Origin of the sequence: Streptomyces sp. NPDC005931 (assembly GCF_042871235.1) — a bacterium.
Taxonomy (GTDB): domain Bacteria; phylum Actinomycetota; class Actinomycetes; order Streptomycetales; family Streptomycetaceae; genus Streptomyces.
This window is the reverse complement of sequence record NZ_JBIAIG010000023.1, coordinates 26,695-40,024: the sequence shown is the minus strand read 5'-3', so window position 1 is coordinate 40,024 and position 13,330 is coordinate 26,695. Positions and strand designations below refer to the sequence as shown.

The following is a 13,330-nucleotide window of genomic DNA, read 5'->3' as shown; positions in this document are numbered from 1 at the left end:
AGCGCGGCTGCCGTCTCGGTCGGCGAGCGGGCAGGCCGGTGAGCGGGGCCGGCACCGCCACCGCGCTCACCGTGCCGCGAGCCCCTCACCGAGCCCCGGCTCACCGCCGACCGGCCGTCACGCTCCTGGAACGAGCCGCCCCAGCACCTCCCGCGCATATGCCTCGTCGTAGGGCGTGCCCGTCAGCAGGACCTGGAGGCAGATGCCGTCCATCAGGGCGACCAGGGCGCGGGCGGTCACCGGGTCCGTGCGGTGGGCGAGGCGGACCGCGACGGCCTCGCACCACTCGGCGGCGACGGGGCGCAGCGCGGGGCGGCGCAGGGCGGCCAGGTAGAGCTCGTACTCCAGTTCCACGCCGGTGCGCTCGCCGGCCAGCCACTCGCCCAGCAGGGCGGCGAGTTCGGCCGCCAGGTCGGTCCGCGGATCCTCCAGGCCGCCGCGCGCGGCGACCGCCTCGGCGAAGCCCTCGTTGGCCTGCCGCAGGGCGGCGACCATGAGGTCGTCGAGGGTCTTGAAGTGGTACGTCGTGGAGCCGAGCGGGACGTCCGCCTCCGCGGCGACGCTGCGGTGGCTCAGCCCGGCGATACCGCTCCGGCCGGCGACCCGGATCGCCGCGTCGATGATGCGCTGCCGCCGCTCGGGGTCGTGGCGCCGGGCCATCAGTGCGCGCCTCCCAGGTTCAGCACCACCACTCCAACGATGATCAGTGCGATGCCGGCGGCCTTCACCAGGGTCATCCCCTCGCCCATGAACACGATCCCGATCGTGGCGATGGCCGCGGTGCCGACGCCGGACCAGATGGCGTAGGCGGTGCCGACGGAGAGGGTCTTCAGGGTCTGGGCGAGCAGCCCGAAGGAGACGAGGTATCCGACGACGGTCAGCAGGGACGGCCCCCACTTGCTGAAGCCCTCGCTGTACTTCATGGCGGTGGTCCCGACGACCTCGGCGGCGATGGCCCCGGCCAGCAGCAGGTATCCCATGTGTACGAGCGTACACAACGGCCGCGACACCACCGGAGGTCCTCCCCCGCGCACGCGAAACGGCGACGCCCGAAGGCGTCGCCGTTACCGGGAAGTGCCGTGCCTCTCAGACGTAGACGTCGGGTCCGAGGACATGCCGTGTGTCTCAGACGTTGAAGCCGAGCGCCCGGAGCTGCTCCCGCCCGTCGTCCGTGATCTTGTCGGGGCCCCACGGCGGCATCCAGACCCAGTTGATGCGCAGCTCGCTGACGAGGCCGTCCGTGGCGGACTTGGCCTGGTCCTCGATGACATCGGTCAGCGGGCAGGCCGCCGAGGTCAGAGTCATGTCGACGGTCGCCACATTGGAGTCGTCGATGTGGATGCCGTAGATCAGGCCGAGGTTGACGACGTCGATACCCAGTTCGGGGTCGACCACGTCCATCAGGGCCTCGCGGACCTCTTCCTCCGAGGCGGGCTTCATCTCCACGGTCTCGCTCATGCCGTTGTCCTTTCGGCGTCGGCGCCCAGCGCCTGGGCCGTCGCGTCCTTCCACGCCATCCAGCTGAGGAGGGCGCACTTCACCCGGGCCGGGTACTTGGACACCCCGGCGAACGCGACCGCGTCCTCCAGGACGTCCTCCATCGCGTCGTCGGGCTCGATCTTCCCCTTGGACTGCATCAGCTCCAGGAAGGTCTCCTGGATCTTCTGCGCCTGGGTGAGTTCCTTGCCGACCAGCAGCTCGTTCAGCACGGAGGCGCTGGCCTGGCTGATCGAGCAGCCCTGCCCCTCGTAGGAGACGTCGCTGATCGTCGTGCCGTCGTACTTCACGCGCAGCGTGATCTCGTCGCCGCACGTCGGGTTGACGTGATGCACCTCCGCGTCGCCATCCCGCAAGCCCCGCCCGTGCGGGTTCTTGTAGTGGTCCAGGATGACTTCCTGGTACATCGAATCCAGCTTCACGATTCCAGCCAGCCCCTCAGCCGAAGAAGTTCCGTACGTGCTCCAGGCCGTCGACGAGCGCGTCGATCTCCGCCGGCGTGGAGTACAGATAGAACGACGCTCGCGTGGTCGCAGGAATTCCGTACCGAAGGCAGACCGGGCGGGCGCAGTGGTGGCCGACGCGGACCGCGATGCCCTGTTCGTCGAGGACCTGGCCCACGTCGTGCGGGTGGATGTCGCCCAGTGTGAAGGAGATCGCGGCACCGCGGTCCTCGGCCGTGGTGGGGCCGATGATCCGCAGGTCGGGGACCTCGCTCAGGCGCTTGACCGCGTACTCGGTGAGCGCGTGCTCGTGGGCGAGGATCCTGTCCATGCCGATCGACTGGAGGTAGTCGATCGCCGCGCCCAGACCGACCGCCTGGGCGATCGGCGGGGTGCCCGCCTCGAACTTGTGCGGGGCGGGGGCGTAGGTCGACGAGCTCATCGACACGGTCTCGATCATCTCGCCGCCGCCGAGGAACGGGGGCAGGTCCTCCAGCAGCTCCTGGCGGCCCCACAGGACGCCGATGCCGGTCGGGCCGCACATCTTGTGGCCGGTGAAGGCCACGAAGTCGGCCTGCAGGGCCTGCACGTCCAGCGGCATGTGCGGCGCGGCCTGGGAGGCGTCGACGCAGACCAGCGCGCCGACCTCCTGGGCGCGGCGCACAATCGCCTCGACCGGGTTGAGCGTGCCCAGGATGTTGGAGACCAGCACGAAGGAGACGATCTTCGTCTTCTCGGTGATGATCGCGTCGATGTCGGACAGGTCGAGGCGGCCGTCGTCGGTGAGGCCGAACCACTTCAGCTTCGCGCCCGTGCGCTGCGCGAGCAGCTGCCACGGCACGATGTTGGAGTGGTGCTCCATCTCCGTGATGACGATCTCGGTGTCGGAGTCCACCCGGTAGGGCTCGTCGGCCCAGCCGAGCATGTTGGCCACGAGGTTGAGCGACTCGGAGGCGTTCTTGGTGAAGATCACCTCGTCACGGCTCGGCGCGTTGATGAACGCGGCGACCTTGTCGCGTGCGCCCTCGTACAGCGCCGTGGCCTCCTCGGCGAGCACGTGCACACCACGGTGGACGTTGGCGTTGTGCTGCTCGTAGTACTCGGAGAGCACGTCGAGGACCTGGCGCGGCGTCTGGGACGTCGCGGCGTTGTCCAGGTACACCAGCTTCTTACCGTCGTGGAGCACCCGGTCCAGGATCGGGAAGTCCTTGCGGAGCGCCTCGGCGTCGAGGAGGCCCGGCAACTGTGTCACGCGGATGCGCCACCCTTCACGTATGCCTCGTAGCCCTCGTTCTCCAGCTTGTCCGCCAGCTCGGGGCCGCCCGACTCGACGATCCGGCCGGCGGCGAACACGTGGACGTGGTCGGGCTTGATGTAGCGCAGGATGCGCGTGTAGTGCGTGATCAGCAGGGTGCCGACCTCGCCGGACTCGCGGACGCGGTTGACGCCCTCGGAGACGACGCGCAGGGCGTCGACGTCCAGGCCGGAGTCGGTCTCGTCGAGGATCGCGATCTTCGGCTTGAGCAGCTCCAGCTGGAGGATCTCGTGGCGCTTCTTCTCACCGCCGGAGAAGCCCTCGTTGACGTTGCGCTCGGCGAAGGCGGGGTCCATGTTGAGGCGCTCCATGGCCTCCTTGACCTCCTTCACCCAGGTGCGCAGCTTGGGGGCCTCGCCGCGGATGGCGGTGGCGGAGGTGCGCAGGAAGTTGGAGACCGAGACGCCGGGGACCTCGACGGGGTACTGCATGGCGAGGAACAGGCCGGCGCGGGCGCGCTCGTCGACGGACATCTCCAGGACGTCCTCGCCGTCGAGGGTGACGGTGCCGCCGGTGATCGTGTACTTGGGGTGACCCGCGAGCGAGTAGGCGAGGGTCGACTTGCCCGAGCCGTTGGGGCCCATGATGGCGTGCGTCTCGCCCTGCTTCACGGTGAGGTCGACGCCCTTGAGGATCTCCTTCGTGGCGTTGTCGGCCTCGACGGTGACGTGCAGGTCTCGGATTTCAAGCGTTGCCATGGGTGCCTCAGGACTCCTGGGTGAGGGAGACGAGCACGTCGTCCCCTTCGATCTTTACGGGGTATACGGGGACGGGGCGCGTCGCCGGAAGGGCGTCGGGCTTGCCGGAACGGAGGTCGAAACGCGAGCCGTGCAGCCAGCACTCGATGTGGCAGTCGTCCACCTCGCCCTCCGAGAGGGAGACGTTCGCGTGCGAGCAGATGTCGTGGATCGCGAACACCTCACCCTCGGTCTGCACGATGGAGACCGGCGTGCCGTCGAGCTCCACCCGCTTCGGGGTGTCCTCCTCCAGCTCGCTCAGCCCGCAGGCGCGTTGGAAGCTCATGCGACCGACGCCTCCAGCTCGTCCTCGATCTTGCCGATCAGGCGCTCCTCGATGTCCGGGAGACCGATCTGCTGGACGAGCTCGGCGAAGAAGCCGCGGACCACCAGTCGGCGGGCCTCGTGCTCGGGAATGCCCCGGGCCATCAGGTAGAAGAGCTGCTCGTCGTCGAAGCGGCCGGTGGCGGAGGCGTGGCCGGCGCCGACGATCTCGCCGGTCTCGATCTCCAGGTTGGGCACGGAGTCGACCCGGGCACCGTCGGTGAGGACCAGGTTGCGGTTCATCTCGTAGGTGTCGGTGCCCTCGGCGGCGGCCTCGATGAGCACGTCACCGATCCACACGGCATGCGCCTGGTCGCCCTGGAGGGCGCCCTTGTAGACGACGTTGGACTTGCAGTGCGCCACGTTGTGGTCGACCAGGAGGCGGTGCTCCTGGTGCTGGCCCTTGTCGGTGAAGTACAGGCCGAACAGCTCGGCCTCGCCGCCGGGGCCCGCGTAGGTCACCCGGGGGTGCAGCCGGACCACGTCGCCGCCGAAGGTGACGACGACCGACTTGAAGCCGGCGTCGCGGCCGACGAGGGCGTTGTGCTGGGCCACGTGCACGGCCTTGTCGTCCCAGTCCTGCACGGAGACGACGGTCAGCCTGGCGCCGTCGCCGAGGACGTAGTCGACGTTGGCGGCGAGCACGGCGTCACCGGTGTGGTCGATGACCACGACGGCCTCGGCGAACGCGCCGAGCTCGATCACCTGGTGGCCGTAGGCGGTGCCGCCCTCGCCGTGCACCGCGATGCGGATCGGCTCGGTGAGGACGGTCTCCTTGGGCACGGTCACGACCGAGGCCTGCTCGAAGGAGGAGTACGCCTGGGCGGCGACGCGGTCCACCGGGGTGCCGGCGCGGCCGAGCCGGGCGTCGTCACGGCCGACGGTCTCGACGGTGACGCCCTCGGGGGCCTCGATGGCGACCTTGACGCCGCCGGTGGCGACGGCGGTGCCGTCGTGCAGGCCGCGCAGCCGCTCCAGGGGGGTGAACCGCCACTCCTCCTCACGGCCGTGGGGGACGGGGAAGTCCGCCACGTCGAAGGACGGGGGCGCGCTCATGCGCGTGGCGACGGTCGACTCGGCGGCGACCGCGATCGAGCCGGCGGTGGTGGAGCCCACCGGGATGTTCTGGGCCTCGGCCATGGCTGTCGTTGTGCTCTCTTTCCTGCGTAAGTGGCGTGATGGGGCGGCGTGCGGGCGTCAGCCCACCGCGCCTTCCATCTGAAGCTCGATCAGCCGGTTGAGCTCGAGCGCGTACTCCATCGGCAGTTCCTTGGCGATCGGCTCGACGAAGCCGCGCACGATCATCGCCATCGCCTCGTCCTCGGACAGGCCGCGGCTCATCAGGTAGAAGAGCTGGTCCTCGGAGACCTTGGAGACGGTCGCCTCGTGGCCCATGGACACGTCGTCCTCGCGGACGTCGACGTACGGGTAGGTGTCCGAGCGGGAGATGGTGTCGACGAGCAGCGCGTCGCACAGGACGTTGGACTTCGAGCCCGGGGCGCCCTCACCGATCTCGATCAGCCCGCGGTAGGAGGTACGGCCGCCGCCGCGCGCCACCGACTTGGAGACGATGTTGGACGAGGTGTTCGGGGCCATGTGGACCATCTTGGCGCCCGCGTCCTGGTGCTGGCCCTCGCCGGCGAAGGCGATGGACAGCGTCTCGCCCTTGGCGTGCTCGCCCATGAGGTAGACGGCCGGGTACTTCATCGTCACCTTGGAGCCGATGTTGCCGTCGACCCACTCCATGGTCGCGCCCTCGTAGGCCACGGCGCGCTTGGTGACCAGGTTGTAGACGTTGTTCGACCAGTTCTGGATGGTCGTGTAACGGCAGCGGGCGTTCTTCTTGACGATGATCTCGACGACCGCGGAGTGCAGCGAGTCCGACTTGTAGATCGGGGCGGTGCAGCCCTCGACGTAGTGCACGTAGGCGCCCTCGTCGACGATGATCAGGGTCCGCTCGAACTGGCCCATGTTCTCGGTGTTGATCCGGAAGTAGGCCTGGAGCGGGATCTCCACGTGCACGCCCGGCGGGACGTAGATGAAGGAGCCGCCGGACCACACGGCGGTGTTCAGCGCGGCGAACTTGTTGTCACCGGCCGGGATGACGGTGCCGAAGTACTCCTTGAAGAGCTCGGGGTGCTCCTTCAGGGCGGTGTCGGTGTCCAGGAAGATGACGCCCTGCTCCTCCAGGTCCTCGCGGATCTGGTGGTAGACGACCTCGGACTCGTACTGGGCCGCGACACCGGCGACGAGGCGCTTCTTCTCGGCCTCGGGGATGCCCAGCTTGTCGTACGTGTTCTTGATGTCCTCGGGCAGGTCCTCCCAGGACTGGGCCTGCTTCTCGGTGGACCGCACGAAGTACTTGATGTTGTCGAAGTCGATGCCGGACAGGTCCGAGCCCCAGTTCGGCATGGGCTTCTTCTCGAACAGGCGCAGGCCCTTGAGGCGGAGCTTGGTCATCCACTCCGGCTCGCTCTTCTTCGCGGAGATGTCCCGGACGACGTCATCGCCCAGGCCGCGACGCGCCGACGCACCGGCCTCGTCCCGGTCGGCCCAGCCGTATTCGTACTTGCCCAGACCCTCGAGCTCAGGGTGGGCAGTCTCCGTGGGGAGAGTCATGCGGGGTTCCTCCCGGCCGTGCTTGCAGATGCGTTGTGGGAAATCTTGGGGATGAACGTCGTGCAGACGCCGTCGCCGTGCGCGATCGTCGCCAGCCGCTGTACATGCGTACCGAGGAGCTCGGCGAAGAATTCCGTCTCGGCCTCGCACAGCTGCGGGAACTGTTCGGCGGCGTGGGCGACCGGGCAGTGGTGCTGGCAGAGCTGCTCGCCGACCGGTGCGCTGCGCGCGGTTGCAGCGTACCCGTCCGCGCTCAGCGCCTTGGCCAGTGCTTCCGTCCGCTCTTCGGGGGCCGCGGCCTCGACCGCCGCGCGGTAGGCGCTCGCCTGGGCCGCGATCCTGGCGCGGGCGAACGCGGCGATGGCCTCGCCGCCGCCCTCCTGTTCGCCGATCCAGCGCAGGGCGTCCACGGCGAGCTTGTCGTACGACTGGTCGAAGGCGTCCCGGCCGCAGTCCGTGAGCGCGAACACCTTGGCCGGGCGCCCGCGCGTGCGCGCCCCGTAGACGCGTCGTTCGCGTGCTTCCACGACACCGTCGCCCGCCAGCGCGTCGAGGTGGCGGCGCACGGCCGCCTGGGTGAGACCCAGCCGCTCGGCGAGCTCCGCGACGGTCGACGGGCCGTGGTCCAGGATGGAGCGGGCGACCCGGTTGCGGGTGGACCGCTCCCCGGTCGCCAGTTCCTCAGCAGGAGCCTCGCCGACGTTTTTCACAACGCCATTGTTGCGTAATTCCTCCGAGCCCGGCAAGCCGCGCCCCGACCGCCCGAAGGTGCGCTGCATCACTTAGGTGAACCTAATCCGACCTGCGAAAACGATCTTTGATCGATCACCCGACGCCCCGCCGGACTCCTGGGAGTGCCGGGTCTGATGTGGCGAGAGGGAACGGATGATCCTAATTTGTACCTCAATACACCCTCTGCGTCGGGATGGTCATGAACTCTCCGCACGGACTCGTGCACGTCTTGGTGATCGAGGACGACCCGGACGTGAGCGCCCTGCTGGGGCGGCATCTCGTGGGCCTGGGCTGTCACGTGACCGTCGCGGACTCGGGCGAGAAGGGGCTCGAGCTGGCGTACGCCCATCCTCCGGACATGGTGATCGTCGACGTGCTGCTGCCCGGGGTGGACGGCCGCGAGGTCATCCGCAGACTGCGCGCGGACCAACGGACGAAGCGGTGTCACCTCGTCGTGTCGTCCGTGCTCGACCCGGCGGACCTGTCCGGGCTCGGGACGGACGACCTGCTCGCCAAACCGTTCCGGCAGGCGGCCGTGGCGCGGCTCGTCGCCTCCTACCGGAGCTCAGTGGAGTCCGTGGAGGTGGAGGACTGATGGCCCGTGTCCTGATAGCCGACGACGACGCCGACATCCGGGACCTCGTGGCGTTCAAGCTGGACCAGAACGGCCACCACGTCACGACCGTGGAGGACGGCCTGGCCGCGCTCCGGGTGGCCCGCGAGGAGCCGTTCGACCTCGTCCTGCTCGACATACGGATGCCGGGGATGTCGGGACTGGACGTCTGCCGCGAGCTGCGCGCGACCGCCCGGACCGCTTCCCTGCCCGTGATCCTGATCACCGCGCGCTCCCAGGAGGGGGACGTCGAGCTGGGCTTCGCGGCGGGCGCCGACGACTACATCGTCAAGCCCTTCAGCCCACGGGAGCTGTCCAGCCGGGTCACCGCGGTGCTCACCCGGGTCGAGCGGTGATCCCGGCCGGGGTCGTGACCGGCGCGCTGCTGTGCCTCCTCACCGCCGGGCTGCTGCTGAGCCTCCTCATCACGGGCATGCGTGGAGCGCGCACGCTCCGCGACCGCAGGCGCGCACGCATGGCGGCCCCCGTGCGTGGCCTGCTGCTGGAACTGCTGTGCGCTCCGGAAGAGGAACAACAGGACCTCCTGGACCACCTGGCGCGGATCGACCGGCGCACCTGGGCCGCCCTGGAGCCGACGGTGACAGCGATGCTCGGCAAGGTCTCCGGGACGGCCCGCACGGCGCTGGTCCGCCTGTGCGAGGTGCGCGGGGCCGCCGCGGACGCGGTCGGCGACCTGGGCAGTCGCAGCCCGGTCCGGCGGGGGCGCGCCGCCCACGTGCTCGGGCAGCTGCGCCACCGTGAGGCGGCCGCACCGCTGTGCCGTCTGCTCGACGACCGCGATCCGGAAGTGCGGACAGCCGCGGCACGGGCACTGGGCCGGACCGGCGATCCGACGGCCGTTCCCCACCTGCTGGCGAGCCTGTACGGGCCCCGGACGGTGCCTCCCAAGGTGGTCTCCGCCTCGCTGGTCGCGCTCGGCGCCGACGCCTGGCCCGCGGTGACGGCCGGACTGCGCGATCCGCAGTCCCTGGTCAGGGCCGTGGCCATCGAGGTGCTCGGGGCGACGGGCGCGATCGCACGGGTCCCGGACATCGTCCGCGCGCTGCGGGAGGACCCCGAGGCCGAGGTGCGGATCCGGGCGGCACGCGCCCTGGGCAGGCTGGGCATGCCCGACGGCCTGGAGCCGCTGCTGGCGGCCGTCCTCCCCGGCCGGCCCGTCGCCCTGCGCATCGTGGCCGCGGGAGCGCTGGGCCAGCTGGGGGCCGTCGCCGCAACCGGTTCCCTCACGGAACTGCTGGGCGACACGGACCCACACGTGGCGGCCGCCGCGACCCGGGCGCTGCTGCGGCTCGGACCGGCGGGCGGGGCAGCGCTGCGCGAGGCCGCGGACGGCCGTCTGGGCGCGCGGGCCGCCGCCCAGGCCAGGGCCGCGCTCGCGGAGGCGGCGGTAGGAGGCGTGCGCCACGACCTGCTCGTGGGGGTGGCGTTGTGACCGCGGCGGGCACCGGGGCGTGGGACGGGGTGCTGGACCTGCTGCGCGGTGCGATCGCGGCGTGTGACACCGCCGTCGTCCTCTACTTCCTGATCGTCAACAGCGCCTATCTGGTGCTCATCGTCCTGGCCCTGGCCGAACTCGTGAAGAGAATGCGCCGGTCCGCCTTCATCGGCCTGGACGAGGCCGGCGACAGCCGCTTCACCCCTCCCGTGTCGGTGATCATGCCCGCGTACAACGAGGCGGCGGGCATCGCGGAGGCCGTGCGGGCCATGCTGCTGCTGCGCTATCCGGTGTTCGAGGTCATCGTCGTGGACGACGGCTCCCGCGACGGCACGCTGGAAGCTCTCGCCGAGGCCTTCGACCTGGCCGAGGTGGAGCACGTCGTCCCGGAGGACGTGCCCGTGCGGGGCCGCGTCACCTCGCTGCACCTTCCCCGCGGCGGACCGGTGCCCCTGGTGGTGGCCCGCAAGGAGAACGGCGGCAAGGCCGACGCGCTCAACGTGGGGGTCAACCTGGCCCGCTACCCCCTGGTGTGCATGGTGGACGCCGACTCCGTCCTCGACTCCCAGGCCCTGCTCGCGGTGGCCCGGCCGTTCAGCGACGACCCGCTGCGGGTGGTGGCCACCGGCGGGGTGGTCGGCGTCGCCAACGGCTGCACCATCGAGGCCGGGCGCGTGGTCGCCGCGCACGTGCCCCCCGATCTGCTGGGACGTGCGCAGGTCGTCGAGTACCTGCGGGGATTCTTCCTCGGCCGCACCGGATGGTCCCGGCTCGGCGGGCTGCTGATCATCTCCGGCGCGTTCGGTCTGTTCCGGCGGGACGTGGTGGTGGCGGCGGGCGGCATGGACACCCGGTGCATCGGGGAGGACGCCGAACTCGTGGTCAGGCTCCACCGGCACCTGCGCGACCGGGGCCGCGGCCACCGCGACTACCGTGTCGTGTTCGTCACCGAGCCGATCGCGTGGAGCGAGGCGCCTGCCAGCCTGCGGGTCCTGGGACGTCAGCGGCGCAGGTGGCAGCGCGGCCTGACGGAGATCCTGCTCAAGCACCGCCGCATGATCGGCAATCCCCGGTACGGCCGCGTCGGACTGGTGGCCCTGCCGTTCTACGTGCTCTTCGAGCTGATGGCCCCGCTGGTCGAACTCGCCGGTCTGGTCCTGGTGCCGCTGGGCGTACTGATCGGCGCGGTCGACGTGGACTTCCTGTGGCGCTTCCTGCTGGCGGCCTACGCCTACGCCATGGTCGTCAGCCTGGTCTCGGTCGCGGTGGAGGAGTACGCCTACCACCGTTTCTCCCGCTGGCGCGACGTGTGGGGCGCCCTGGTCGGGGTGATCGTGGAGAACGTCGGTTACCGCCAGTTCACCGCCTGGTGGCGGCTGCGCGGCATGTGGGACGCGGTGCGGCGGTCCCCCCAGGTGTGGGGCGTGATGAACCGCAGCGGGTTCGGCGCGCCGCCCCGTGAGAGGGAGCCGGGTGCTCGTCCATGAGACTGATCGCGAGGTCCGGCGACTGCGTGGCGCGCCGGCTCACCATGACCTTCGGGCTCCTGATCGCTCTGCTGCTGCTGGTCGGAGCGGGTTCACTGATCACCGCCCGGATGGCGGACGACCTGCACAGCCGGGTCACCGGCCGGTGGCAGCCGGTCCTGCGGCAGAACACGAAGGTGCGCGACGAGGCGGTCGCCCTGCCTCGTGCCGTGCGCACCTACCTGCTCACCGGGGACGAGGCCGCACTGGCGGCCTACCGCGCCGCGCGGGACGACCCCTTCACCACGCTGGCCGCGGCCCGGCGGACCGCCGTCCCCGCGGCCCGGCCCGGTCTCGCCGCGCAGGAACGCCGGCTGCGTGCCTACGTGCGGGTCGCCGACCGGCAGGCGAGCGCCAGACCGGGAGGCGCCGAGGCCCGCCGGCTGACCACCGAGGCGAGCCGGCTGTTCGTGGACTTCGAGAGCACCAACAAGGCGCTCGAGGCACGGCTCGACCGCGACATCCGGCGGCTGGACGACCGGGCCCACGCCCTGCTCGACAGGAGCACGGTGGCCATCGGCATCCTGCTGGTGCTGGGCGGTGCCCTGGCCGTGTTCGCGGCGGTGCACACCACCCGGGCCCTCACCCGTCCCCTGCGGAACACCGTGGAGACCCTCGGCCGGCTCGCCTCGGGCGATCACGCGGCGCGAGCCCCGGAGGACGGACCTCAGGAGATCAGGGAGGTGGCCCGGTCGGTGAACGCCCTGGCCGACGAGGGGGACCGGCTGCGGGCGATCGAGCGGGAGCACGCCACACTGTCGGACACCGCGCGGGCCGTCGGCGTCCGCATCCGCGAGACCCTCAACACGGAGCAGGTGATCGACACCGCGTGTGCCGGGATCGGCGAGGGGCTGGACGCCGACCACGCCTTCTTCCTCCTCGTCGAGGAGGAAGGCACCGCCGTGCACGTGGCGCGTGCCTGGAGAGCCGGCGCGGGGCTGCTCCCGCCGCAGGAGCCGATCCCGCCCGTGCCCCTCGAGGTGCTGCGCGACCACTACCGGCGGGGGACGGCCTGGTGCCACAACGACCTGCCCGCCCTGCTGGCCGAGGGGATGCCGCTGCCGGGGGGACCCGGTTCCTTCGGCAGGAGCGGCCTGCCGCCCGACGCGCGGGCGGCGGCCGAGGCTCTGCACCTGGTGAGCGTGCTGGTGGTCCCGGTCGGCCTCGGCGACGAACCGCTGGGTGCCGTCTTCCTCGCCCGGACGCGGCGGGACCGGCCCTGGCGCCCCGCGGAGATCGAGATCGCCGAGTCCATGGCGGCCGGCACGGCCCGCGCCCTGCACACCGCGTCGCTCTACAAGCAGGAGACGCACCTGGTGGAGAAGCTGCAGGCGCTGGACAAGGCCAAGAGCGACTTCCTGTCCACCGTCTCCCACGAACTGCGCACTCCGCTGACCAGCATCGTGGGGTACGTCGAGTTGCTGAAGGACGAGGAGACCGGGCCGCTCACGCCGCCGCAGCAGCGGATGCTGGAGGTGGTCGACCGCAATGCCAATCGCCTGCGGGCGCTCATCGAGGACCTCCTCACCCTCTCGCGCATCGAGTCGGGAGCGTTCGGGTCCAGCAAGGAACCCGTCGACCTGTGTCGGCTGACGACGTCCGCGGTCGACGCCGTCCGGCCGGCCGCCGAGGCCGCGTCCGTCGTCCTGGAGACCCGCTGCCCCTCCCGGCCGCTGGTGCTGGAGGCGGACAGCGACCAGCTCGACCGGGTGCTGATGAACCTCCTGTCCAACGCCGTGAAGTTCACACCGCGGGGCGGCAGGGTCACCGTCAGCGCCGAGGCCCGGGACGGCGAGGCGGTGCTGTGCGTCAGCGACACCGGCATCGGCATTCCCGAAGCCGAACGGGACAGGCTCTTCCAGCGGTTCTTCCGGGCCTCGAACGCCACTGAAGCGGCCATTCCGGGCACCGGACTGGGCCTGACCATCGTGCGCACCATTGTGGCGAACCACGGCGGCGAGATGGAGGTGCACTCCGAGGAGGGCAGCGGCACCACCTTCACCGTCCGCCTGCCGGCCTGCCCGGACGGGGCGGCCTCCCGCTGATCCGCCGCCGCCGTGCCCGGCAC

The 13,330-nt window shown here is 70.7% G+C and carries 15 protein-coding genes; 5 read left to right on the top strand and 10 right to left on the bottom strand.

What is annotated here, in order from left to right; genetic code table 11:
* Positions 1-117: 117 nt before the first annotated feature.
* The 10 genes from ACFYOV_RS32020 to ACFYOV_RS31975 form a co-directional block, all read right to left on the bottom strand.
* Positions 118-660, bottom strand: coding sequence for a TetR/AcrR family transcriptional regulator (locus ACFYOV_RS32020; RefSeq protein WP_389093853.1), 543 nt, complete (start codon positions 658-660; stop codon positions 118-120).
* A complete protein-coding gene (locus tag ACFYOV_RS32015) occupies positions 660-980 on the bottom strand; it encodes a DMT family transporter (protein ID WP_389093851.1) in 321 nt (106 codons plus the stop codon). Before ACFYOV_RS32015 ends, ACFYOV_RS32020 begins: the two co-directional genes overlap by 1 nt.
* A 145-nt stretch (positions 981-1,125) precedes the next feature.
* Complete coding sequence (locus ACFYOV_RS32010) at positions 1,126-1,458, bottom strand: metal-sulfur cluster assembly factor (protein ID WP_389093849.1); 333 nt, start codon at positions 1,456-1,458, stop codon at positions 1,126-1,128.
* Positions 1,455-1,919 (bottom strand): Fe-S cluster assembly sulfur transfer protein SufU, encoded by a 465-nt coding sequence (sufU, locus tag ACFYOV_RS32005; RefSeq protein ID WP_389093846.1) that lies wholly within the window; start codon positions 1,917-1,919, stop codon positions 1,455-1,457. Before sufU ends, ACFYOV_RS32010 begins: the two co-directional genes overlap by 4 nt.
* 16 nt (positions 1,920-1,935) lie before the next feature.
* Positions 1,936-3,192: a cysteine desulfurase gene (locus ACFYOV_RS32000; protein ID WP_389093844.1), complete on the bottom strand. Its 1,257-nt coding sequence runs from the start codon at positions 3,190-3,192 to the stop codon at positions 1,936-1,938.
* Positions 3,189-3,953 carry a Fe-S cluster assembly ATPase SufC gene (gene sufC, locus ACFYOV_RS31995; RefSeq protein WP_389093842.1) on the bottom strand — a complete coding sequence of 255 codons (765 nt, stop codon included), beginning with the start codon at positions 3,951-3,953 and terminating at the stop codon, positions 3,189-3,191. Before sufC ends, ACFYOV_RS32000 begins: the two co-directional genes overlap by 4 nt.
* A gap of 7 nt (positions 3,954-3,960) precedes the next feature.
* Positions 3,961-4,278, bottom strand: a complete 318-nt coding sequence (locus tag ACFYOV_RS31990) for a non-heme iron oxygenase ferredoxin subunit (RefSeq protein WP_389093839.1) — start codon at positions 4,276-4,278, stop codon at positions 3,961-3,963.
* Positions 4,275-5,456, bottom strand: a complete 1,182-nt coding sequence (gene sufD / locus ACFYOV_RS31985) for a Fe-S cluster assembly protein SufD (protein ID WP_389093837.1) — start codon at positions 5,454-5,456, stop codon at positions 4,275-4,277. Before sufD ends, ACFYOV_RS31990 begins: the two co-directional genes overlap by 4 nt.
* A gap of 57 nt (positions 5,457-5,513) precedes the next feature.
* Positions 5,514-6,935 (bottom strand): Fe-S cluster assembly protein SufB, encoded by a 1,422-nt coding sequence (sufB, locus tag ACFYOV_RS31980; RefSeq protein ID WP_389093835.1) that lies wholly within the window; start codon positions 6,933-6,935, stop codon positions 5,514-5,516.
* On the bottom strand, positions 6,932-7,645 hold the full coding sequence (locus ACFYOV_RS31975; protein ID WP_389093833.1) for a helix-turn-helix transcriptional regulator: 714 nt from the start codon (positions 7,643-7,645) through the stop codon (positions 6,932-6,934). Before ACFYOV_RS31975 ends, sufB begins: the two co-directional genes overlap by 4 nt.
* Before the next feature lie 221 nt (positions 7,646-7,866).
* On the opposite strand from ACFYOV_RS31975, the gene ACFYOV_RS31970 reads away from it, so the two are divergent.
* Genes ACFYOV_RS31970 through ACFYOV_RS31950 form a run of 5 tightly spaced genes read left to right on the top strand, consistent with a single transcriptional unit; the run spans position 7,867 to position 13,307 of the window.
* The gene (locus ACFYOV_RS31970; protein ID WP_389093832.1) at positions 7,867-8,262 is read left to right on the top strand and encodes a two-component system response regulator; all 396 of its coding nucleotides are present in this window, start codon (positions 7,867-7,869) and stop codon (positions 8,260-8,262) included.
* Positions 8,262-8,636 (top strand): response regulator transcription factor, encoded by a 375-nt coding sequence (locus tag ACFYOV_RS31965; protein ID WP_389093830.1) that lies wholly within the window; start codon positions 8,262-8,264, stop codon positions 8,634-8,636. The genes ACFYOV_RS31970 and ACFYOV_RS31965 overlap by 1 nt, the downstream gene beginning before the upstream one ends.
* Positions 8,633-9,733, top strand: a complete 1,101-nt coding sequence (locus ACFYOV_RS31960) for a HEAT repeat domain-containing protein (protein WP_389093827.1) — start codon at positions 8,633-8,635, stop codon at positions 9,731-9,733. The genes ACFYOV_RS31965 and ACFYOV_RS31960 overlap by 4 nt, the downstream gene beginning before the upstream one ends.
* Positions 9,730-11,223, top strand: a complete 1,494-nt coding sequence (locus ACFYOV_RS31955) for a glycosyltransferase family 2 protein (protein WP_389093824.1) — start codon at positions 9,730-9,732, stop codon at positions 11,221-11,223. The genes ACFYOV_RS31960 and ACFYOV_RS31955 overlap by 4 nt, the downstream gene beginning before the upstream one ends.
* Positions 11,220-13,307 (top strand): ATP-binding protein, encoded by a 2,088-nt coding sequence (locus tag ACFYOV_RS31950; RefSeq protein WP_389093821.1) that lies wholly within the window; start codon positions 11,220-11,222, stop codon positions 13,305-13,307. The genes ACFYOV_RS31955 and ACFYOV_RS31950 overlap by 4 nt, the downstream gene beginning before the upstream one ends.
* Positions 13,308-13,330: the final 23 nt, after the last annotated feature.